17 protein-coding genes and 2 pseudogenes are annotated in these 21,517 nt (G+C 36.5%); 14 read left to right on the forward strand and 5 right to left on the reverse strand.

Going from position 1 to position 21,517, the window contains the following annotated elements; translation table 11 throughout:
• Positions 1-83: 83 nt before the first annotated feature.
• From pyrB to C568_RS0104865, 13 genes are all read left to right on the forward strand, one after another.
• A complete protein-coding gene (pyrB, locus tag C568_RS0104800; RefSeq protein ID WP_018764748.1) occupies positions 84-998 on the forward strand; it encodes an aspartate carbamoyltransferase in 915 nt (304 codons plus the stop codon).
• Positions 982-2,268, forward strand: a complete 1,287-nt coding sequence (gene pyrC, locus C568_RS0104805) for a dihydroorotase (protein ID WP_018764747.1) — start codon at positions 982-984, stop codon at positions 2,266-2,268. The genes pyrB and pyrC overlap by 17 nt, the downstream gene beginning before the upstream one ends.
• On the forward strand, positions 2,265-3,362 hold the full coding sequence (locus C568_RS0104810; protein ID WP_018780905.1) for a carbamoyl phosphate synthase small subunit: 1,098 nt from the start codon (positions 2,265-2,267) through the stop codon (positions 3,360-3,362). The genes pyrC and C568_RS0104810 overlap by 4 nt, the downstream gene beginning before the upstream one ends.
• On the forward strand, positions 3,347-6,565 hold the full coding sequence (carB, locus tag C568_RS0104815; protein ID WP_018780906.1) for a carbamoyl-phosphate synthase large subunit: 3,219 nt from the start codon (positions 3,347-3,349) through the stop codon (positions 6,563-6,565). The genes C568_RS0104810 and carB overlap by 16 nt, the downstream gene beginning before the upstream one ends.
• Positions 6,562-7,341, forward strand: a complete 780-nt coding sequence (pyrK, locus tag C568_RS0104820) for a dihydroorotate oxidase B electron transfer subunit (RefSeq protein WP_018764744.1) — start codon at positions 6,562-6,564, stop codon at positions 7,339-7,341. The genes carB and pyrK overlap by 4 nt, the downstream gene beginning before the upstream one ends.
• Positions 7,338-8,249 carry a dihydroorotate oxidase B catalytic subunit gene (gene pyrD / locus C568_RS0104825; RefSeq protein ID WP_018764743.1) on the forward strand — a complete coding sequence of 304 codons (912 nt, stop codon included), beginning with the start codon at positions 7,338-7,340 and terminating at the stop codon, positions 8,247-8,249. Before pyrK ends, pyrD begins: the two co-directional genes overlap by 4 nt.
• A 2-nt stretch (positions 8,250-8,251) precedes the next feature.
• Positions 8,252-8,968, forward strand: a complete 717-nt coding sequence (pyrF, locus tag C568_RS0104830) for an orotidine-5'-phosphate decarboxylase (protein WP_003199832.1) — start codon at positions 8,252-8,254, stop codon at positions 8,966-8,968.
• Positions 8,965-9,597, forward strand: a complete 633-nt coding sequence (gene pyrE / locus C568_RS0104835) for an orotate phosphoribosyltransferase (protein ID WP_016116008.1) — start codon at positions 8,965-8,967, stop codon at positions 9,595-9,597. Before pyrF ends, pyrE begins: the two co-directional genes overlap by 4 nt.
• Before the next feature lie 794 nt (positions 9,598-10,391).
• On the forward strand, positions 10,392-11,240 hold the full coding sequence (locus C568_RS0104845; protein ID WP_018780907.1) for a HesA/MoeB/ThiF family protein: 849 nt from the start codon (positions 10,392-10,394) through the stop codon (positions 11,238-11,240).
• Positions 11,241-11,253: 13 nt separating this feature from the next.
• Positions 11,254-12,120, forward strand: coding sequence for a HesA/MoeB/ThiF family protein (locus C568_RS0104850; protein WP_003199617.1), 867 nt, complete (start codon positions 11,254-11,256; stop codon positions 12,118-12,120).
• A gap of 15 nt (positions 12,121-12,135) precedes the next feature.
• Positions 12,136-12,573 (forward strand): DUF441 family protein, encoded by a 438-nt coding sequence (locus C568_RS0104855; RefSeq protein ID WP_018780908.1) that lies wholly within the window; start codon positions 12,136-12,138, stop codon positions 12,571-12,573.
• Positions 12,574-12,587: 14 nt separating this feature from the next.
• Positions 12,588-13,652: an alpha/beta hydrolase gene (locus tag C568_RS0104860; RefSeq protein ID WP_018780909.1), complete on the forward strand. Its 1,065-nt coding sequence runs from the start codon at positions 12,588-12,590 to the stop codon at positions 13,650-13,652.
• Positions 13,649-15,064 (forward strand): homocitrate synthase/isopropylmalate synthase family protein, encoded by a 1,416-nt coding sequence (locus C568_RS0104865; protein WP_018780910.1) that lies wholly within the window; start codon positions 13,649-13,651, stop codon positions 15,062-15,064. The genes C568_RS0104860 and C568_RS0104865 overlap by 4 nt, the downstream gene beginning before the upstream one ends.
• A gap of 1,093 nt (positions 15,065-16,157) precedes the next feature.
• Here the strand turns inward: C568_RS0104865 and C568_RS0104875 are convergent.
• Complete coding sequence (locus tag C568_RS0104875; protein ID WP_018780911.1) at positions 16,158-16,409, reverse strand: YbeF family protein; 252 nt, start codon at positions 16,407-16,409, stop codon at positions 16,158-16,160.
• A gap of 275 nt (positions 16,410-16,684) precedes the next feature.
• Positions 16,685-17,003 (reverse strand): annotated as a pseudogene (locus tag C568_RS35185) (hypothetical protein); the annotation flags it as partial.
• Positions 17,004-17,197: 194 nt separating this feature from the next.
• Here C568_RS35185 and C568_RS0104885 point away from each other — a divergent pair.
• On the forward strand, positions 17,198-17,578 hold the full coding sequence (locus C568_RS0104885; protein WP_018780913.1) for a YoqO family protein: 381 nt from the start codon (positions 17,198-17,200) through the stop codon (positions 17,576-17,578).
• Between the two features lie 35 nt (positions 17,579-17,613).
• Here C568_RS0104885 and C568_RS31725 read toward each other — a convergent pair.
• The 3 genes and pseudogenes from C568_RS31725 to C568_RS0104900 form a co-directional block, all read right to left on the reverse strand.
• A pseudogene (locus C568_RS31725) lies at positions 17,614-18,140 on the reverse strand (DinB family protein).
• A 98-nt stretch (positions 18,141-18,238) separates the two neighbouring features.
• Complete coding sequence (locus tag C568_RS0104895) at positions 18,239-19,306, reverse strand: M24 family metallopeptidase (protein ID WP_003199637.1); 1,068 nt, start codon at positions 19,304-19,306, stop codon at positions 18,239-18,241.
• Positions 19,307-19,728: 422 nt separating this feature from the next.
• Positions 19,729-21,438 carry an Rqc2 family fibronectin-binding protein gene (locus C568_RS0104900; RefSeq protein WP_018780916.1) on the reverse strand — a complete coding sequence of 570 codons (1,710 nt, stop codon included), beginning with the start codon at positions 21,436-21,438 and terminating at the stop codon, positions 19,729-19,731.
• Positions 21,439-21,517: the final 79 nt, after the last annotated feature.

Here is a 21,517-nt window from a genome sequence, read left to right on the forward strand (position 1 = left end):
ATACGATTAGGGTATTTTTATGCAATCGTTGTTATATAAATACAAAAGTGTTATCATAAAAATCAGAAAGATGAGGGATGACAATGAGCCATTTGTTAACGATGAGTGAATTATCGAAAGAAGAGATTTCAGAAATCCTAAAAGACGCAGAAGATTTCGCAAATGGAAGAAGTAAAAAAACAACAGAGCAAACGTTTGTAGCGAACTTATTTTTCGAAAATAGTACGAGAACAAAGTTTAGCTTCGAAGTTGCCGAGAAGAGATTAGGACTAGACGTATTAAACTTCTCAGCAGATTCTTCTAGCGTACAAAAAGGAGAAACATTATACGATACGATAAGAACACTAGAATCAATCGGAACAAAAGCAGTAGTCATCCGCCATCAGCAAGATCGCTACTTCGATGAGCTAAAAGATAAAGTAAATATTCCAATCCTAAATGCTGGAGATGGATGTGGAAATCATCCAACACAATGCTTGCTAGACCTTTTAACAATTAAACAAGAGTTTGGAAGCTTCGAAGGATTAAAGATTGCAATTGTTGGAGATATCCGCCATAGCAGAGTAGCCCGCTCTAATGCTGAAGCATTAACGAAACTAGGAGCAACAATTTACTTTGCTAGCCCAGAAGAGTGGAAAGATGAAACTAACACATTCGGAACATACAGAAGTTTAGATGAACTTGTTCCAGAAGTTGATGTGATGATGTTACTTCGTGTGCAACATGAGCGTCATGACCATTATGAAACAGACATCATGAAAGAGTATCATGAACAGCACGGATTAACAATTGAACGAGAAAAACGTATGAAACAAGGAAGCATTATTATGCATCCAGCTCCTATAAACCGCGATGTAGAAATTGCGAGCGAACTCGTTGAGTGTGAGCGTTCCCGCATTTTCAAACAGATGGAAAACGGAGTTTACGTAAGAATGGCTGTACTAAAACGCGCATTACCAAATGTATTAGGAGGAATGAAACATGAATTATTTGTTTAAAAATGGACGTTATCTAAATGAAGAAGGAAAAATTGTAGCAACAGATCTTCTTGTACAAGACGGTAAAATTGCGAAAGTAGCAGAAAATATTACGGCAGATAATGTTGAAGTAATCGATGTAAATGGAAAATTAATCGCACCTGGACTAGTAGATGTACACGTTCATCTTCGCGAACCAGGTGGTGAACATAAAGAAACAATTGAAACAGGTACGCTTGCAGCAGCAAAAGGTGGATTTACAACAATTTGCGCAATGCCAAATACACGCCCAGTACCAGACAGCAAAGAACATATGGAAGACTTACAAAAACGAATTAAAGAAAAAGCACATGTAAATGTACTGCCATATGGCGCAATTACAGTACGTCAAGCAGGTTCTGAAATGACAGACTTTGAAACATTAAAAGAACTTGGAGCATTCGCGTTTACTGATGATGGAGTAGGCGTACAAGATGCAAGCATGATGTTAGCTGCTATGAAACGTGCAGCAAAATTAAATATGGCAGTCGTTGCACACTGTGAAGAAAATACACTAATTAATAAAGGTTGTGTACATGAAGGGAAGTTTTCTAAGGAACACGGATTAAACGGTATCCCATCAGTATGTGAATCTGTACATATTGCCCGGGACATATTACTTGCGGAAGCGGCAGATTGCCACTATCACGTATGTCACGTAAGTACAAAAGGATCTGTACGAGTGATTCGTGATGCAAAACGTGCTGGAATTAAAGTGACAGCAGAAGTAACACCGCACCACTTAGTATTATGTGAAGATGATATCCCAGGTGTTGATCCAAACTTTAAAATGAATCCACCGCTTCGAGGAAAAGAAGATCACGAAGCCTTAATTGAAGGATTATTAGATGGAACAATCGATATAATTGCAACAGATCATGCACCGCATGCAGCAGAAGAAAAAGCACAAGGTATTGAAAGAGCACCATTTGGAATTACTGGTTTTGAAACAGCATTCCCATTACTATATACAAACCTTGTGAAAAAGGGGATTATCACATTAGAACAATTGATTCAATTCTTAACAGAAAAACCAGCTGATACATTTGGTTTAGAAGCAGGTCGCTTGCAGGAAGGAAGAGCGGCAGATATTACAATTATCGATTTAGAACAAGAAGAAGAAATTGATCCAACAACATTCTTATCAAAAGGAAAAAATACGCCGTTTGCAGGCTGGAAGTGTCAAGGATGGCCGGTTATGACAATAGTTGGCGGTAAGATCGCATGGCAAAAGGAGAGTGCATTAGTATGAAAAGACAGCTTATCTTAGAAGATGGAACAGTATTAATTGGAAAAGGTTTCGGAGGAGAGATCGAAAAGTCAGGTGAGGTTGTATTTACAACAGGAATGACTGGATATCAAGAAACATTATCTGATCCATCATACTGCGGTCAAATTGTAACATTTACGTACCCATTAATCGGAAACTATGGCATTAACCGTGATGATTTCGAATCAATTCATCCATCTGTAAATGGTTTAATAGTAAACGAAATTTGTGATCACCCATCTAACTTCCGTAATGAAATTTCGTTAGATGATTACTTAAAAGAAAGAAATATTCCCGGACTCGCAGGAATTGATACAAGAAAATTAACGCGGAAAATTCGTCAATATGGAACACTGCGCGGGCGTCTTTGCAACATGGATGCGGATGTAGAGTACATCGTTAGCCAATTAAAAGCGACAGTCTTTACAGATCATGTGAAACGCGTATCAACAAAAGATCCATATCCAAGTCCAGGCCGTGGCCATCGTGTTGTACTTGTAGACTTCGGAATGAAGCACGGTATTTTGCGCGAGCTAAATAAACGTGATTGTGATGTAATCGTTGTACCTTACAATACAACAGCGGAAGAAATTTTACGCCTTAGTCCAGACGGAATTATGTTAAGTAATGGACCTGGTGATCCAAAAGATGTACCAGAAGCAATTGAAATGTTAAAAGAAATCATCGGAAAAGTACCTTTATTCGGGATTTGCCTTGGACATCAATTGTTTGCTCTAGCATCTGGTGCGAATACAAGTAAGTTAAAATTCGGTCACCGTGGTTTAAATCATCCAGTAAAACATCTTGCAACTGGAAAAGTAGCAATTACTTCTCAAAACCATGGTTACGCAGTAGAAGAAGCGTCAGTTGAAAATACAGATCTTGAAATTACGCATGTAGCTTTAAATGATGGAACTGTAGAAGGACTTCGTCATAAGAAGTTCCCAGCATTTACAGTGCAATATCATCCAGAAGCTTCAGCGGGACCAGAAGATGCAAATGATTTATTCGAAGATTTCTTAATAATGATTGAAAACTTCAAGAAAGAAGGGGAAGAGTTATGCCAAAACGCTTAGACATTAACACAATTTTAGTAATCGGATCAGGACCAATTGTAATTGGGCAAGCAGCGGAATTTGACTACTCTGGTACACAAGCTTGTCAATCTCTTAAAGAGGAAGGTTACAAAGTAATCCTTGTTAACTCTAACCCAGCAACAATTATGACAGATACTGCAACAGCAGATAAAGTATATATTGAACCATTAACATTAGAATTCGTAAGCCGTATTATTCGTAAAGAACGTCCAGATGCAATCTTACCAACATTAGGTGGTCAAACGGGCTTAAACATGGCTGTTGAACTTGCGAAATCAGGTGTGCTTGACGAGTGTGGAGTTGAAATTTTAGGAACAAAATTATCAGCAATTGAGCAAGCGGAAGATCGTGATCTATTCCGTACATTAATGCAAGAGTTAAATGAACCAACACCACCAAGTGAAATCATTCATACGCTTGATGAAGCATATGAATTTGTAAAAGAAATTGGGTATCCGGTAATCGTTCGCCCAGCATTTACACTTGGCGGAACAGGCGGCGGTATTTGTCACAATGAAAAAGAATTAATTGAAACCGTAACAAGTGGTTTAAAACATAGCCCGGTAACGCAATGTTTATTAGAAAAGAGTATTGCTGGTTGTAAAGAAATCGAATACGAAGTAATGCGTGATTCAAATGATAACGCAATCGTAGTATGTAACATGGAAAATATCGATCCAGTTGGGGTTCACACAGGTGATTCTATCGTTGTAGCGCCGAGCCAAACATTAAGTGACCGTGAGTATCAAATGTTACGTAACACTTCATTACGAATTATTCGTGCGTTAGGAATTGAAGGTGGATGTAACGTTCAGCTTGCACTTGATCCATATAGCTTCCAATACTATGTAATCGAAGTAAATCCACGTGTAAGTCGTTCATCTGCACTAGCATCTAAAGCAACAGGATATCCAATTGCGAAGTTAGCAGCGAAAATTGCAGTCGGCTTAACATTAGATGAAATTGTAAACCCAGTAACACAAAAAACATACGCTTGCTTCGAGCCAGCATTAGACTACGTTGTTTCAAAAATTCCGCGCTGGCCATTTGATAAGTTTGAATCAGCAAACAGAACACTTGGTACACAGATGAAGGCAACTGGTGAAGTTATGTCAATCGGACGTAACTTAGAGGAATCATTATTAAAAGCGGTTCGTTCTTTAGAGCTTGGCATTTATCACTTAGAGTTAGAGCATCTAAAAGAGCTTGATAAAGAAACAATGAAAAAACGTATTATAAAAGCTGATGATGAGCGTCTGTTTGTTGTAGCAGAAGCGATCCGTCAAGGTGTAACGAAAGAAGAAATCAATGCATGGTGTGAAATGGACTTCTTCTTCTTACAAAAAGTCGAAAACATCGTAAACATGGAACGCGAAGTAAAAGCGAATATAGGAAATATGGAAGTATTACAAGAAGCAAAAGAAATGGGCTTCAGTGATCATTACATCGCAGCTGCTTGGGGTAAAACAGAACGTGAAATTTATGATGTGCGTAAAGAAAATAGCATGACGCCAGTATTCAAAATGGTAGATACTTGTGCGGCAGAATTCGAATCTGCAACACCTTACTACTACAGCACATATGGAGATGAAAATGAATCGATCATTACAGATCGTAAAAGCGTAGTTGTACTTGGATCTGGTCCAATCCGCATCGGCCAAGGTGTTGAGTTTGACTATGCAACAGTTCACTCTGTATGGGCAATTAAAGAAGCCGGATATGAAGCAATTATTATTAACAATAACCCAGAAACAGTTTCAACAGACTTCAGTATTTCTGACAAATTATACTTTGAACCATTAACAATCGAAGATGTAATGCACATCATTGATTTAGAGAAGCCAGAAGGTGTTATCGTTCAGTTCGGTGGACAAACGGCAATTAACTTAGCTGCTAAATTAGAAGAACACGGTGTGAAAATTTTAGGAACATCACTTGAAGATTTAGACCGTGCAGAAGATCGTGATAAATTTGAAGCAGCATTAACACAGCTTGGTATCCCGCAACCTGTTGGTAAAACAGCAACGACTGTAGAACAAGCGGTAGCAATCGCTGAAGAAATTGGTTACCCAGTATTAGTAAGACCATCTTACGTACTTGGTGGGCGTGCGATGGAAATCGTATATCGTCAAGAAGAACTACTGCATTACATGAAAAATGCGGTTAAAGTTCATGCGGATCATCCAGTATTAATTGACCGCTATATGGTTGGTAAAGAAATTGAAGTAGATGCAATTTCAGACGGTGAAAATGTATTCATTCCAGGTATTATGGAACATATTGAACGCGCTGGAGTTCACTCTGGTGACTCAATTGGAGTATACCCACCGCAAAGCTTATCTGCAAAACTGAAAGAACAAATTATCGAAAATACAATTGCACTTGGAAGAGGATTAAACATTGTTGGATTACTGAATATCCAGTTTGTAGTATTCAAAGACGAAGTGTATGTAATTGAAGTAAACCCACGTGCGAGCCGTACAGTACCATTCTTAAGTAAAATTACAGGCGTACCGATGGCGAATATCGCAACGAAAGTTATTTTAGGTCAAAATCTTGTAGAACAAGGATATGAAACTGGCTATCGCTCAGAAGAGAATGAAGTGTATGTAAAAGCTCCAGTATTCTCATTTGCGAAACTACGTTCAGTTGATACAACATTAGGGCCTGAAATGAAATCAACAGGGGAAGTAATGGGGAAAGACTTAACGCTTGAAAAAGCACTATATAAAGGACTTGTTGCTTCTGGAATTAACATTCCAACGCACGGATCAGTAATCATTACTGTAGCGGATAAAGATAAAGAAGAAGCAATGGAAATTGCAAAACGCTTCCATGAAATCGGCTATAACTTATTAGCAACAGCAGGAACAGCACAATCGTTAACAGAGAAAAGCATTCCGGTGCAAGTTGTAAACAAAATTGATTCTGAAGACTACAACTTACTTGATATTATCCGTCAAGGGAAAGCACAGTTTGTAATCAATACGTTAACAAAAGGAAAACAACCAGCGCGTGATGGTTTCCGCATTCGCCGTGAATCAGTAGAAAATGGTGTGGCTTGCTTAACTTCACTTGATACAACAAGAGCAATTTTAAGAGTACTAGAATCCATGACATTCTCAGCTCACGCAATGAAAGAAATCGCGCCAGCGCAGCGTCACGAGGTGGTACATGCATGATGCAAAAGCAAAATATGATCGTCGTTAACCAAACAGAAATCGCAAAAAATATTTATGAATTAGTGCTTCAAGGTGATCTTGTACAGCAAATGAACGAACCAGGGCAGTTTGTACACATTAAGGTAGCAGAGGGCATTACGCCCCTTCTGCGCCGCCCAATTAGTATTTGTAATGTCGATCAAGACAAGAACGAATTTACAATGCTATATCGTGCAGAAGGACAAGGAACAAAAACACTAGCAAAGAGAAAACAAGGTGAAATTGTAGATGTATTAGGACCATTAGGCCATGGTTTTCCTGTAGAAGAAGCGGAAGCTGGGCAAACAGCTCTATTAGTAGGTGGAGGGATTGGTGTACCACCACTTTATGAGTTATCACAGCGTCTTGTTGCAAAGGGTGTACGTGTCATTCACATCTTAGGTTTCCAAACAAAAGATGTTGTTTTCTACGAAGAGAAATTTGCAGAGCTTGGCGATACGTATGTGGCAACAGTTGATGGTACACATGGTACAAAGGGATTTGTAACAGATGTGATTGATGCTTATGGAATCGACTTTGACATTTTATACTCATGTGGACCTTTGGCAATGCTACGTGCATTAGAAGGTCGTTATAAAGAGAAAAAAGCCTACATTTCACTAGAAGAACGTATGGGCTGTGGTATTGGAGCATGTTTCGCATGTGTATGTCACTTGCAAGAAGATCCAAGCGGACATTCTTACAAGAAGGTGTGTAGCGACGGGCCAGTATTTCCAATCGGGGAGGTTGTACTATGAACAGATTGCAAGTTGAATTACCAGGATTATCGTTGAAAAATCCAATCATCCCAGCTTCTGGTTGCTTCGGGTTTGGTCGTGAGTATGCGCAATTTTATGATTTAAGCGTACTTGGATCAATCATGATTAAAGCAACGACAGAACAACCTCGTTATGGAAATCCAACGCCTCGTGTTGCTGAAACACCAGGCGGAATGCTAAATGCAATCGGACTTCAAAACCCTGGGCTAGAAAAGGTAATGACTTCTGAATTACCATGGCTAGAGCAATTCGATCTTCCGATTATTGCGAACGTTGCAGGTTCACAAGCTGAGGATTATGTAGCAGTTGCAAAGGAAATTTCAAAAGCACCGAATGTTCATGCGCTAGAATTAAATATTTCTTGTCCAAACGTAAAAACGGGTGGTATAGCTTTTGGTACTGTCCCAGAAATTGCTGCTGATTTAACGAAGCGAGTAAAAGAGGTTTCTGAAGTGCCGGTATATGTGAAATTGTCACCGAACGTGGCAAACATTGTAGAGATTGCGAAGGCAATTGAAAATGCAGGTGCAGACGGATTAACGATGATTAATACATTGCTTGGTATGCGTCTAGATTTAAAAACAGCAAAACCCATTTTAGCAAACCGTACAGGCGGACTATCAGGACCTGCAATTAAGCCAGTGGCGATTCGTATGGTACATGAAGTGAGTCAAGCGGTTAACATTCCGATTATCGGAATGGGCGGTATTGAATCAGCAGAAGATGTAATTGAGTTCTTCTACGCTGGTGCAAGCGCAGTTGCAGTTGGTACAGCGAACTTTGTTGATCCGTTCGTATGTCCAACAATTATTGAAGAATTACCAGCGTTATTAGATGAATTAGGATTTGATCACATTTCGGAATGTCAGGGAAGGAGCTGGAAATAAACATGTCACAGTCTTTAATCGTTGCACTGGATTTTCCAGGTAAGGCAGAGGTAGAACAGTTTTTAAGCCACTTTGAAGGGGAACAGTTATTTGTCAAAGTTGGTATGGAGCTATTCTATAAAGAGGGACCTGCTATCATTACGTACTTAAAAGAAAAAGGGCATCAAATTTTTCTAGATTTAAAGCTCCATGATATTCCGAATACAGTAAAAAGCGCTATGCGCAGCCTAGCTAGTCTAGATGTTGATATGGTAAATGTTCATGCTGCTGGGGGAAGTAGCATGATGAAAGCTGCGGTTGAGGGATTAGTGGAAGGTAAGCGAGAAGGAAAAGAGAGACCGATTTGTATTGCAGTTACACAACTAACAAGCACTTCGGAAGCTATGATGAAAAAAGAGATTGGTATTGAGAAAACGTTAGAAGAAGCGGTTGCTCATTATGCAAAATTAACGAAAGAAAGTGGACTTGATGGTGTTGTATGTTCGACACTAGAAGTACCAAAGTTACGTGAAGTATGCGGACCTGCATTTGTAACAGTAACACCGGGGATTCGTCTTGCAAGCGATGATGTTAATGATCAAGTACGCGTAGCAACGCCAAAGCGTGCACGTGAACTTGGTTCAAGTTACATTGTAGTGGGACGTAGTATTACAAAGGCAGAAAATCCGCTTGAAGCGTATAAAACCGTAAAACAACAGTGGGAAGGTGTAACAATATGAAAAAAGAAATCGCATCTCATCTATTAGAAATTGGCGCAGTATTTTTACAACCAAATGATCCATTTACCTGGTCTTCTGGTATGAAATCACCAATTTATTGTGATAATCGTTTAACGTTATCATATCCAAAAGTACGCCAAGCGATTGCGGCAGGATTAGAGAAGTTAATCGAAGAACACTTCCCAACTGTAGAAGTTATTGCAGGAACAGCAACTGCTGGTATTGCGCACGCTGCATGGGTAAGTGATCGTATGGATTTACCAATGTGCTATGTACGTAGTAAAGCAAAAGGTCATGGTAAAGGGAACCAGATTGAAGGAAAAGCAGAAAAAGGTCAAAAAGTAGTAGTAGTAGAAGACTTAATTTCAACTGGCGGCAGTGCAATTACTTGTGTAGAAGCACTTCGCGAAGCTGGCTGTGAAGTATTAGGAATCGTATCAATCTTCACGTATGAGCTTGAAGCAGGAAAAGAAAAACTAGCAGCAGCAAACGTAGCATCATATTCTCTAAGCGACTACAGTGCATTAACTGAAGTGGCAGCAGAAAAAGGTATGATCGGACAAGCTGAAACAAAAAAATTACAAGAATGGCGTAAAAATCCAGCTGACGAGGCTTGGATTACAGCCTAATTATAAAAAACACGACCGCGGGGGAAACGCGGTCGTGTTTTTTATAGAAAATATGGTTAGATAAATATCCTCTTATCCTGGTAATTCTAACAATTATTCTAGATGAGGTCCCGACACATCGCTATCAAGCTAAGCATACTAAAAGGTAATATGGTAGTGCATTTTTATTGATTCTCTATGAATACACTAAAAATGGGCATGACAAAAAACTATTTAATGGTTTTTTTTTATTTTTATGTGGATTTTCGTATTTGTAACATCTTACAATACATAACACCCAAAACATCAAAAATCGTTTTCTTTTCGTAACGGTGCGATTTCCGTTCGTTTTTCTTCATTTTTTAACCAAGTTTTAAAATCCATCATCATTCTTCTTTCTTCAATTGTGTTCCGTAAAAAGTATCTATTATATATATTAAGTTTAACAAGTTAACGGAAGACATCTTCTGTTAACTAAAAAAAATTGCTATATTTATTTAGTTCTTTAATAAAGTGAAACTTTAATCAGTGGGGGTTTTCTCCATCTCCCACTGATTATTAGTTGAACCAATTGGGCTTTTATGGGCAGTGTATCTCCCACTTAACTTCTTTGCTTTCGTAGAATTTTGAGGTGGGAGTATTACTGCCCATTAATGCGGGATAAATGGAGAGATATTCATTTGTTAAAAAAATAAGAATCGAATATTTTTCTATTTTTTTACAAATAGCACACAAAAAAGACATACTTCTAGGCTATTTTTATATACAGGAATTATTTTTTTGAAATGGTTACTACATATAAAGGAGACTTCAAAATGGATATGGATTCATATTATTGGGAAATGGTTAAGAAGAATATTGGTGTGTATTCTGAACAGGAACAAGAATGTCTTCGAAATAAGAAGGTTATTATTTTTGGATTAGGGGGTGTAGGTGGATATGAAGCAATTCTCTTCTCTCGGATGGGGATTGGGCATATTACAGGCGTTGATCCAGATGAATTTGAAATATCTAATATTAACAGACAAATGTTAGCACTTTCTAGTGTTATAGGTGAACCAAAAGCAAAAGTTGCAGAACAGGTTGTAAAAGATATACATCCCTATATATCAACAAACTTTATACAAACAAGAGTAGATGAAGATAATGTAATCGAACTTATAAAAGGGCACGATATTGTAGTAGAAGCCGTAGATGATATGCCTTCAAGAGTTATTATACATAGAACTGCTAGAGAATTAGGTATACCAAGTGTGGGGATGTCAGGTAGTCCTCCCACAAGAGGATTTGTTTCTACATTTTTTCCAACTGGAATTCCTTATGAGGAAGCATTGAATGTATCTATTGTAGGAGGCAAATTAACAAATTACGAATTAAGACAACAAATTGCGGATATAAAGAAAAGTCGAGCTTGGTATTCTGTAGAAAAAGGGGCACCAAAAGAGTGGGCACAAGATTTTTGTGATGGAAAAGCAGGATGGATTATCACGCCGATGCGTGCCCATCTATTGTCATTATTTAGCTTTCATGAAGCAATCCAAGTGTTAACTGGTCGTGAACCGTTAGCGAGAGCTCCAAAAGGGATTGTTATTGATGTAAATAGCCAGAACCCCGTCCAAGTAAAAAATGCACCAAAAGATGGTTGGGATTATACAACACTGTAAGGAGGAAAATAATTTGTTAACAAAAAATAAAAATACACAAAATATATATGAAGAAAGTTTCACGCGAAATATTGGCGTCATTTCTGTAGAGGAGCAAGAAAAATTAAAAAATGCTCGCGTTACTGTAGTTGGAGCAGGGGGAGTAGGAGGAATTACACTCATTCAATTGGCACGAATGGGTGTAGGTTCTTTACATGTTATTGATCAAGATGTATTTGAAGCAAGCAATATCAATCGACAAATGCTAAGTTCCATCAGTAAATTAGGACAGCAAAAAGCAGAGGTCGCTTTAGAAGTTTTGCAAGACATTAATCCATTATTACAAATAGAGATAACAAAAGAATTTGTTACCGAGGACAATGCATTAGAACTTCTAACGAATGCAGATGTCATTATAGATGCAACTGACAATTTAGTAGCGAGAGTAATTATCCATCGTACAGCTCAGAAACTAGGAATCCCTTCTATTTGGATTGCGGTTACACCCCCCTTTAGAGGTGGCGTGATGTCTTTAACTCCTAACTCTACGCCCTATGAAATTGCGTTAGGATATCCGTCTTATCAACAAGAGCTAACACCAGAAATGCAAAATAAAATTCATGAATTAAAAGATGGACGTGCTCTTCATTCCGTTACATATGGCGCGGATGAGAAATGGGCAAGCAGTTATGTACAAAAAGATCGTCCATGGGCTGTATTGTCTCCCGTTGCGAATATAGTAGGCATTTTAGCAAGCTTTGAAGCATTTAAATTTATGATAAATCGAGAAGAGTTAAGACCTGTAATAAGTCCAAATTTAATTCAAATTAACCTTGCAAACCAGAATATGGTACAAGTCTCTATACCGGAAAATGGTAGTTGGGACTATACCACACTATAGATGAGAGAAAAGATTATGCTTCCTTTTTTGTTACTTGGAATAATTGTAATACTCGCCCTGCTTATAAAGGATTATGCACTAGCTGGTGCGGCTTGCTTATTAGGAATTTTACTTGCTGTTGGACAAAAAACTTTATTACATTTTATTCAACAATACTCTTTTCAAATTGGTATTTTCTTTCTTATGTTATTCTTTTTAATTCCAATTGCATCAGGGAAGATTACAAACGAAAACGTAGTAAAATTAATTGCTTCCCCTATGGGATTAGGGTCCATTCTTGCAGGTTTCACTGTGTCATACATAGGAGGGAAAGGTGTAGGAATTCTATCTATGAATCCTACGATATTGTTAGGTGTCTTAATAGGGACTCTTGTTGCCGTATTATTTACAAAAGGTTTAGCAGCCGGATTAATTATTGCGGCTGGAATAATAGCTATTATTTCTATGAAATGAAAGGGACATTCTAAATGAAGATAAAATGGACACATATTAGTTTAGTAGGGATTTTTTTTATAATGCTTATGTCTGGTTGTTCTAATATAAAAGAAACTTCTCAAAATGCTCAGACTCCTAAAGTAGTAAAACAAGAATTAGAAATTCAGCAAGGAGAAGAAAAATTATTTTTGCTTCATAAAAACTTAAATAATAAAAAACAGTATAAATCCGATGAAATTGTCTTATTTTTAGAACCATTTAGTGTACCTACAGCTCAAGCATTTGATGTACCAAAATATTCGTGGATGGATGAGTATGCCAAAAAAGGGTATGATACTTGGGCCATGGATTTTCGAGGGTTTGGTCATTCTTCTCGCCCTAAAGAAATGTCAGATCCTCCTTCCCAAAATCGTCCGGTTATTCATCTGAATGATGCAACTAAGGATCTAGAAACAGTTGTAAAGTGGATCCAAAAGAAAAGAAATGTGAAAAAGATTCATATAATAGGATGGTCATATGGAGGTGTTGTCGCTGGAAATTATGCAATATCCCATCCTCAAGATATTAATAAACTTATTTTATATGGGTATATGCATGGATTCACACTTCCTATGATGACAAAATCTCTTGAAAATCCATTACAACCTAATCAATTTAATCCTGAAGCATCAGCCTATCAAATGGTGGACTTTGATAAAGGAATGCATCATTGGCATATGATGATGGGAAAGAAAACAATCGTTACAAATGAAGCAATGGATGCCGTAAAACAAGTATTTATCAATTCGGATCCTATGAGTAAGAAAAATAATCAAACTATTCGTCGACCAATTGGTCCACTAGAGGATTTGTTTTACATTTGGAAAAATCAGCCTTTATATGATGTATCTAAAATTAACGTTCCAGTACTTGTCATTTATGGAGAAGATGACACGTTTGCAGACCGAAATATGATGTCAAAACTAACAGGTACAAAACAAAAAAAAGAAGTTGTAATCCCCGATGCAACGCACTGGGCTGTTTATGAAAAGAATCGTAATAGCCTATTCGAACAAACGTTAAACTTTATAGAAATGAAAGAAGGAAAAAAGGAATGAATAAGGGTATAACAATATTGGATGCCACCTTACGTGAAGGAGAACAACAATGTGGTATTCGTTTCTCCAAGGAAGATAAAATTACCTTACTCCATATGTTAGAGAATTTTGGAGTAACTCTTATCGAGGTTGGACACCCGGGTATTTCTGAAGAAGAAGAAGAGATTTGCCGAGAAGTTGCAGCCTCTGCAAAGTACGCTGAAATACTTATGCATGCTCGGGCAAAAAAAGAAGAAGTTCATGCGGCTTATCGTGCTGGTGCCGATTGGATAGGAATCTGGGCGTCTATTAACCCCATTTCTTTACAAACAAAGTACACCAATAGATCAAAAGACTACGTTATTAATCAAGTGAAACAAGCTATTGAAGAAGCAAAATCTTTAGGGATGAAAATCCGTTTTACTATTGAAGATGCTTCGCGAACTGAATGGGAAGATATCGCCTACATTGGACAGGTTGCACATGTAGCTGGAGCAGACCGAATCAGTTTAGCAGACACTGTAGGAATTTGGGAACCAAGTCAGTGTGCGACAATCGTGAAGAAATCTGTTGAGACATTCCCTTGTGAGATTGAAGTTCACCTTCATAATGATTTAGGACTAGCCATGGCAAATGCTCTTGCTGCAATCGATTCAGGGGCATCTGTCATTGATACTACATTGTGCGGAATAGGTGAACGTGCTGGGATTGTTGACTTGCTAAATTTATCAGTATTTTTATCTCAAAAGCGTAATCTTCAGTACTTTAAACTACAGATGATTCCTGAATTGACTCAATCTCTTCAATTAGCTACTGGTTGTAAAGTAGATCATTGGAGACCGATTATTGGAAAGAACATATTTACTCATACGGCACCTTATCATAAAAAAGCTGTTCAGCAGAATGACTCAGCATACGAGGGTATTCAGCCTGAAATGATAGGAAGAGTAAGGAACATTCAACAAAAATGCATAGAAAGAAAAGGGCCAAGGCTTTCAAAGTCTCTCCGAGTTAGTAAACCATTTGTAAAGGGAGCATCTGAGCTTTTATATCATCGCGATGGTCCAGGAGAGCGGTGGGTGCAGATGGATTATAGAACGGATGAACGGGCTTCATTTTATGTGATACAGCGTGTATTCTATGGTGCGCATATGGATGATAACTTAGAAGGACATGTAGATATTCACGCACATCATTGTGATAGTGCCTTTATCTTCTGGGGGAATAAAATAGATGGTACAGGCCTCGTATGTGAAGTGGAAATTGAGGGAGAGTCTCAAATCATTGAGAGTCCTGCATCTGTTTTTATTCCAGCGGGTTTCAAGCATAGGTATAAGTACCTTTCGGGTATAGGAACATATACAAATATCGTACTAGCACCTAATTATAATTCTAGTTTGTTAGAGGATAATTTATCAAAAATGCATGTATAATGGGTAATCTAAAATGCCATTAAGTTAAAATACATTTGCATCCCAAAAACGAAAAAAAATTTCGTTTTTGGGATGTTTTTATTTTTTGCTTGATGAAGATAGGGAGCTACTTCAAAAGACGAATAAGAACCTTAATTTTCAAGAGTAGATAATAGAAAGGGTAAATTTTACAGCATTTTTCAATGAACTGAACAACTAAAGAACATAAAAGTTTCCCTACTTAAAAAGGAAGAGAATTATAAAAATTCTCTTCTTTTTTTATGTGTTCATAAACATTACTTATCTATCTGAAAGCACATGTATACGATTATTGGCTCTGGTACAAATGTGTTGCGCCCTTAAATAGTTCATACAGATCCCTAATCAAAGTATTCATAAGTTTGCATAAGATGGAAACAATGGTAAAAAGATAACTTATGAAAATTAAAAGATGGCTTTCCTTGCGTTAAAGGAAAGCCATCTTTTTAAATGCACTTAAAATTCATAAAGAGGCACAGAGTATAGGTTACAATATAAAGGTAGAATTAGCGCAAATTACCAAAAAATATTTTGTTTGAATTATAAAATATGAATATACTGTGGTATTGAGGAATGAATCATTTTGAAAGAATACAAAACTCAATTGAATATATTGAAAAGAGCTTACAAGACGAATTGAACGTTACTGAAGTTTCCTCAAAACGAAAATTTTATCTCTTCATAGTTGCATGGGAATACAGCTTTCATTTTTTTCGTTGTGGGGACATTTCAAAATACTAGCTTGATAGCGATGTGGCAGGACCCAGCTTTATAAAATATAATTATTGCGATAAGGAAGAATATTATTAAAAACTTTATCAAATTTTTCTCTGAGCGGTAACTTCATCTTTAAATATTTATGAATTATAAAATGTCTTAAGTTGATGGGCATGTTGTGTTACCCCATTGTCATCAAGCTAAGAAAACGAAAACTTATATATCATTATCTTTAGGTGGGGGGGAAGATTGTTTGATAAATTAAAAAGGCTATTTAAAAAAGATAAAGAGAATGATTTTGAAGATGAGAGGTACATTTTCAAACAGAATCGTTAAATTTCTTAAATAAAAGATATTACTATTTTCCCTCCACAGCTTCATACCCCTTTACAAATAATAAAGTTATATAAGAAACGATAAATGAGAAGATGCTATACATGCCAACCCAAAAGAAAAATGAAGGGGGAAACAATATAACTCCTAATATAAGAAAAATAGCAAACGTTACAATTGGCATTACGTAATACGTTCTTGTTCTACGTGTCCCAAGTACTGAAACAATAAAAATAAGTAATGGACAAATAAATAAGAAGAAAATCAATTCACTCATGGTTATGTCCCCTTTTCTTAAGAAGTAATATGTTTCTTTTAAACGTTTTAAACTAATTGTTCTCTTAATATAATTTTGACAGATGGTTTGAAATCCCTTTTGGGAATCAGTATATTTCAACAGTTCGCAAAGGAAAACAGTAAGCAAAGAAAACTTGTCTACGGTTATAAAAGAAACATCGCGACAATTGTAGTGACAATTAACCCGATAACGACCGGTATAAAATTGCGTCTAGCAAGTTCGAATGGATCTACTTTACAAATTGCTAACCATTTTTTTGTGCGAGGAGTAATAGAAGTAAGAACTTTAGCTGGTTCAGTTGATTCAACAGAACCAGTATGCACGAGTAAATTGCTCATTGAAATAATAATAGAGATGATTAAAATAGTTGGTAGTAGTTCGGTAATGGCATAGATAAAACTTTGAAAAATCTCGCTAACGGCAAGAGGAATGGAATGTGTTGCGGTTAGAGCTAGTAAAAAGATAAAAAACAATACAAATGATTGTCGTATCTTTTCGAAGAATAAAAAAGGTGATAATTGTAAGTAAACAAAGAATATAGAGGGCGTGCAGAAGTGTTAATTCTACTCCCATTTTGCTCACATCCTTTAGGCGTTCGGGTAGTTTAGTGTATGAAGAGAGTGGGAGTGTGTGAGTACGTAGAGAAAGAAAATATAACAATTTCATGTACTGCACTTACAAGGTGAAAGTGGATGATATAATACAAATAATCCTGAAAGTGGATAAAATATTATACGGTTTTATTACTAGATAGAGAGATGGAATATATGAAGGAGAAAATAGCTTTTTACGGTCTTATGGGATGCTTTGCTATAGGACTTATTTTAAAGTATTTTATTGAAAGTGATTGGATCGACACTATTTATGCAGTGGGTTTTATTTTTGCTGTATTATATTGTTGGGATGAATTTAGAGCATACACCCGAAAAAAGAAGATCGTTTTAGGAATTGAGTTTGTCATTTTAATAGCTACAGTGCTATTCATATTGTTGGAAGGCGGTAGACAAATGGATATGATGCCAATTTTTCAAGGGTGGCTATCTTTTGCTAGATTAGTATATTTACTTATAATCTTAGGTATTGTGGGAATGATTGTTACAAAAGTGAATAAAAAATTATTATTAGGTGATGACGTATCTAAAACATAAAAAAGTGCTACCTCGCTAAGAGATAGCACTTTTTATTATTTTACAGAATGAGTTTTTTGCATTTTTTTAATTAAACGAATTTGCCCGCGATGACTCAGCTCATCCTCGAATACATAGAACCATTTGAAGTAGTTATTTGCAGGTTTGTCGTGCCAAAACGTTGTGGTTTTATATAGCCATTCATCTGGTAGTGATTGAAACGTTGCAATCGTTTTATCGCGAACTTCTTGTAACATATCTATGTAGTAGTCTATAGGGTGATTTTTAATCGTTTGACGTCCACAAGATCACCCAATTCAACTCCTGGTAACCAGCGTTCTAATTCAGCTTCTGTTGGCTCGCGATCTTCAAAGGTATGAATTTGATAATAAAACTCGACTGCAGCCATATGGTACAAAAGCATACCAATCGAGTTTGCCTAATCATCGTGCAAATAATCGAGTTCTTCAATTGTTAAGTCTTGTACAGCTTGCATAGTTGTATAGCGAGTATAATTCATCATAGAAACAAGTTTTGAGAACTCTGTGTTTAATCCGTCAATCTTATCAATTACGAAATTCAATAGAAATTCCTCCCAATAAATAATTTCTTTATAGAAGGGTTTCTATATGTAGAAAGAAATTCTTTTTTAGGAGCGTATATGAATCAAGTTTGTGGTTATTAACCAATAACAATAAGGTCTCTATTTGCCTTTGTAATTACTTCATGCCCATCTTTTGTAATGACAATATCATCTTCAATCCTACAGCCACCCCAGTTTGGAATATAAATACCTGGTTCGACAGTAACAACCATTCCTTCTTGTAAAGTAGCTTTACTTTCTTGTGATAATCGAAGTGGTTCATGAAGTTCTAATCCAACGCCATGGCCGGTAGAATGGCCAAAGTATTCACCGTAGCCGTTATCTGTAATGTAATTTCTTGTCACATCATCAATCGTTTTTGCGGATTCACCAGGCCGGATTGCTTTGGTTCCTCGTTTTAATGCTTCTAATACAATACTATATATTTTTTCGAATTCTTTGGAGTAACTTCCAATCGCAATAGTACGTGTTAAATCAGAGCAATACCCATTGTAAAGTGCACCGAAATCTAATGTAACCATATCTCCGTTTTCAATCATCTTATTTGTGGCAACGCCGTGGGGAAGAGAAGAACGGACTCCAGAAGCTACGATAATGTTAAATGATGAGGAAGAGGCCCCTTGTTTTCGCATAAAAAACTCTAATTCATCCCGGACATCAAATTCAGATACACCGGGTTTTAGAAATCCTGTTATATGTTGAAATGCTTCATCGGCCATACGTGCTGCAACTTTAATTGTTTCGATTTCAGACTCTTCCTTAATGGAACGGATTGTTTCTACTAGTTCACTTACTTGTACAAGTTTGATGTTTGTATATTTTTTTAACGAACTATACTGTTTTAAGGTCATATTGTTTTCTTCGATGCCTAGTCTTTGGATGTTTAATCTAGTTGTCTGATTTGCAATCTCTTGTTCTATGTTTCCTTTATGCATAATGATTTCAGTTTCTTGTACCTGTGTTTTTGCTTGATCGACATAGCGGAAATCTGTAATGAATACAGCTTCAGTTGCAGATAGTAATACGACTCCAGCACTACCTGTAAATCCAGTTGCATACTGGCGATTTTCCTTTTTCGTAATGAGTAATCCGTCTATTCCATATTCGGTTAGTTGTTCTTGAATTTTTTTGATTCTAGTAGTCATTTTGATTCCTCCTTTTCATTGTCTATATAAAGCAATAATTATGCCAATATTCTCAATCTAGCTGTTCGTGGGCAATAAGACCCCCACTGTAAAATTCAACAAAAGTAAAGAAGATAGGTGGGGGTCGGGCACCCGATTGGTGAGGGCTAATAATCAGTGGGGATGAAGAAAACCTCCTACTGATTAAAGCTTCACTTTATGAGGGAAGATACTTAGTAATGAATACACTGTCAAAAAATGTAGACATATAAAATTATATGTGTCTACATTTTTTTGACATGAAAATCTAGGGTATAAACTTTTTAACACGATATATTTTTAATTGCTCAATAACTTTTTTGTGAAAAATAGTTTTTATTAAGTGATAGGTATAAAAAAAGGTAATAACGATTTAATTAATATCGTTATTACCTCTTTTTGTTTTAAGCTTTTAATTTCATCACCGTATCAGCATCTGGTGTTACATACAATGTTTGTTGATTATCATATGTCACAAACCCAAGTTTAGCACCGCTTGGTTTTTTTACATGGCGAATTTTTGTGAAATCTACAGGAACAGAACTAGAATCTTTTGCTTTACTGTAATAAGCAGCGAGTTTAGCAGCTTCTAATAAAGTCTCTTCAGTTGGTTCTAATGAGCGAATAACAACGTGAGAACCAGGAATATCTTTTGTATGTAACCAAATTTCATCACGACGTGCAAATTTGGTTGTTAAATAGTCATTTTGTTTATTATTTTTACCGACTAAAATTTCTGTTCCATCGGTAGAGATATATTTATCTAATATCGGTTTTGATGTTTTTTTCTTTGTATTCTTCGACTTACGGTTACGCATATAACCTTCTTCAGCTAATTCTTCGCGAATCTCCTCGATATCTTTTGAAGAAGCAGCCTCCATTTGTTGAAGTAGGCTATCAAAGTAAAGGATTTCTTCATTTGTTTTTTCAATTTGTTCTTTTACGATTGCGACAGAATTTTTCGCTTTTTGATACTTTTGGAAATAACGTTGTGCGTTTTCTGACGGTGTTTTCAGTGGATCTAATGTAATTTTTACTGTTCCGCCATTTTCATCGTAGTAGTTGACAACCTCAATTTCTTTGTCACCTTTTTTTAATGCATACATGTTAGCTGTAAGAAGTTCACCGAATAATTGATATTTATCAGCTTTCCCAGCATCTTGTAGTGTTTTTTGTAATTTAATTAATTTCTTTTCATTTTTTGCTTTTTCATTGTGCATAAATCGTTCTAAATCATGTGCTTGTTGTTTTACACGATCGCGTTCAGCCTTTCCAAAGAAGAATCGATCTAATAATTCACTTACAGATAAGAATGTTTTATTATCCCCTTTTAAATGTGTAAGAGGGAAGAGATAAAAGAACTCTTTTCCATTTGCCGTTATCATTGTTGGTTCATATTGATGCGCTTGCATTGGTTTTTGTAATGTGAAAAACGCTTCTGATAATGCATGTTCATTTACCATAACAGCTTTCTTTACAACTTCTTTTGCAAATAGCGGAGAAATCCCCATAAAGGCCCCAACAAGTTGTTTATCCATATTTCCTGCTAAAAAGTCTAGTGGCCTAATAAACTCATCTTGTGTTTCAATCTGCAAGGGATTAATTTTATGCTGTGCTGGTGGTGCAACATATTCAGCGCCAGCATATACAGTACGATGCCGATTTACCGCTAAAGAAACGTGCTTTAAGCTATCTAAAATGATATTTGTTTTCGCGTCTACTAAAATAATATTGCTGTGACGACCCATTATTTCAATCACTAATGTTTTTAACGATTCGTCCCCAATCTCGTTACGGCTTCGAACGGTAATTTGAATGATACGTTCTAAATCGATTTGTTCAATTTTCTCAATAAATCCACCTTCTAAATGTTTGCGAAGAAGCATGCAAAACATTGGTGGTAATGCTGGTGAATCATAACTTTGATTTGTAAGATGCATACGTGCGTATGTAGGGTGTGCGGAAATAAGTAATTTTTGATTTTTTCCGTTTGCTCGAATATGTAACAAAACCTCATATTTTGAGGGTTGATATATTTTTGAAATTCTTCCTGTTTGAAGAGAATTTGCAATTTCATGTGTAATCGCTTTTGTAAATAATCCATCGAATGCCATTATGAACACTCCTTTCTAACTAAATGTTAATTATAGCATTTTTTTGGACGGGGCTGAATAAGCTTTCATTAGAGCATGT

This window comes from Bacillus sp. 95MFCvi2.1, from assembly GCF_000374965.1.
GTDB lineage: Bacteria > Bacillota > Bacilli > Bacillales > Bacillaceae_G > Bacillus_A > Bacillus_A pseudomycoides.

Excerpts from the sequence above, each read along its gene's own strand:
- pyrK (WP_018764744.1), top strand. The coding sequence starts at position 6,562 with ATGATGCAAAAGCAAAATATGATCGTCGTTAACCAAACAGAAATCGCA.
- C568_RS0104860 (WP_018780909.1), top strand. The coding sequence starts at position 12,588 with ATGAAGATAAAATGGACACATATTAGTTTAGTAGGGATTTTTTTTATA.
- pyrB (WP_018764748.1), top strand. The coding sequence starts at position 84 with ATGAGCCATTTGTTAACGATGAGTGAATTATCGAAAGAAGAGATTTCA.
- pyrD (WP_018764743.1), top strand. The coding sequence starts at position 7,338 with ATGAACAGATTGCAAGTTGAATTACCAGGATTATCGTTGAAAAATCCA.
- pyrE (WP_016116008.1), top strand. The coding sequence starts at position 8,965 with ATGAAAAAAGAAATCGCATCTCATCTATTAGAAATTGGCGCAGTATTT.
- pyrF (WP_003199832.1), top strand. The coding sequence starts at position 8,252 with ATGTCACAGTCTTTAATCGTTGCACTGGATTTTCCAGGTAAGGCAGAG.
- C568_RS0104885 (WP_018780913.1), top strand. The coding sequence starts at position 17,198 with ATGAAGGAGAAAATAGCTTTTTACGGTCTTATGGGATGCTTTGCTATA.
- C568_RS0104855 (WP_018780908.1), top strand. The coding sequence starts at position 12,136 with ATGCTTCCTTTTTTGTTACTTGGAATAATTGTAATACTCGCCCTGCTT.
- C568_RS0104810 (WP_018780905.1), top strand. The coding sequence starts at position 2,265 with ATGAAAAGACAGCTTATCTTAGAAGATGGAACAGTATTAATTGGAAAA.
- C568_RS0104895 (WP_003199637.1), bottom strand. The coding sequence starts at position 19,306 with ATGACTACTAGAATCAAAAAAATTCAAGAACAACTAACCGAATATGGA.
- C568_RS0104900 (WP_018780916.1), bottom strand. The coding sequence starts at position 21,438 with ATGGCATTCGATGGATTATTTACAAAAGCGATTACACATGAAATTGCA.
- carB (WP_018780906.1), top strand. The coding sequence starts at position 3,347 with ATGCCAAAACGCTTAGACATTAACACAATTTTAGTAATCGGATCAGGA.
- C568_RS0104845 (WP_018780907.1), top strand. The coding sequence starts at position 10,392 with ATGGATATGGATTCATATTATTGGGAAATGGTTAAGAAGAATATTGGT.
- C568_RS0104865 (WP_018780910.1), top strand. The coding sequence starts at position 13,649 with ATGAATAAGGGTATAACAATATTGGATGCCACCTTACGTGAAGGAGAA.
- pyrC (WP_018764747.1), top strand. The coding sequence starts at position 982 with ATGAATTATTTGTTTAAAAATGGACGTTATCTAAATGAAGAAGGAAAA.
- C568_RS0104875 (WP_018780911.1), bottom strand. The coding sequence starts at position 16,409 with ATGAGTGAATTGATTTTCTTCTTATTTATTTGTCCATTACTTATTTTT.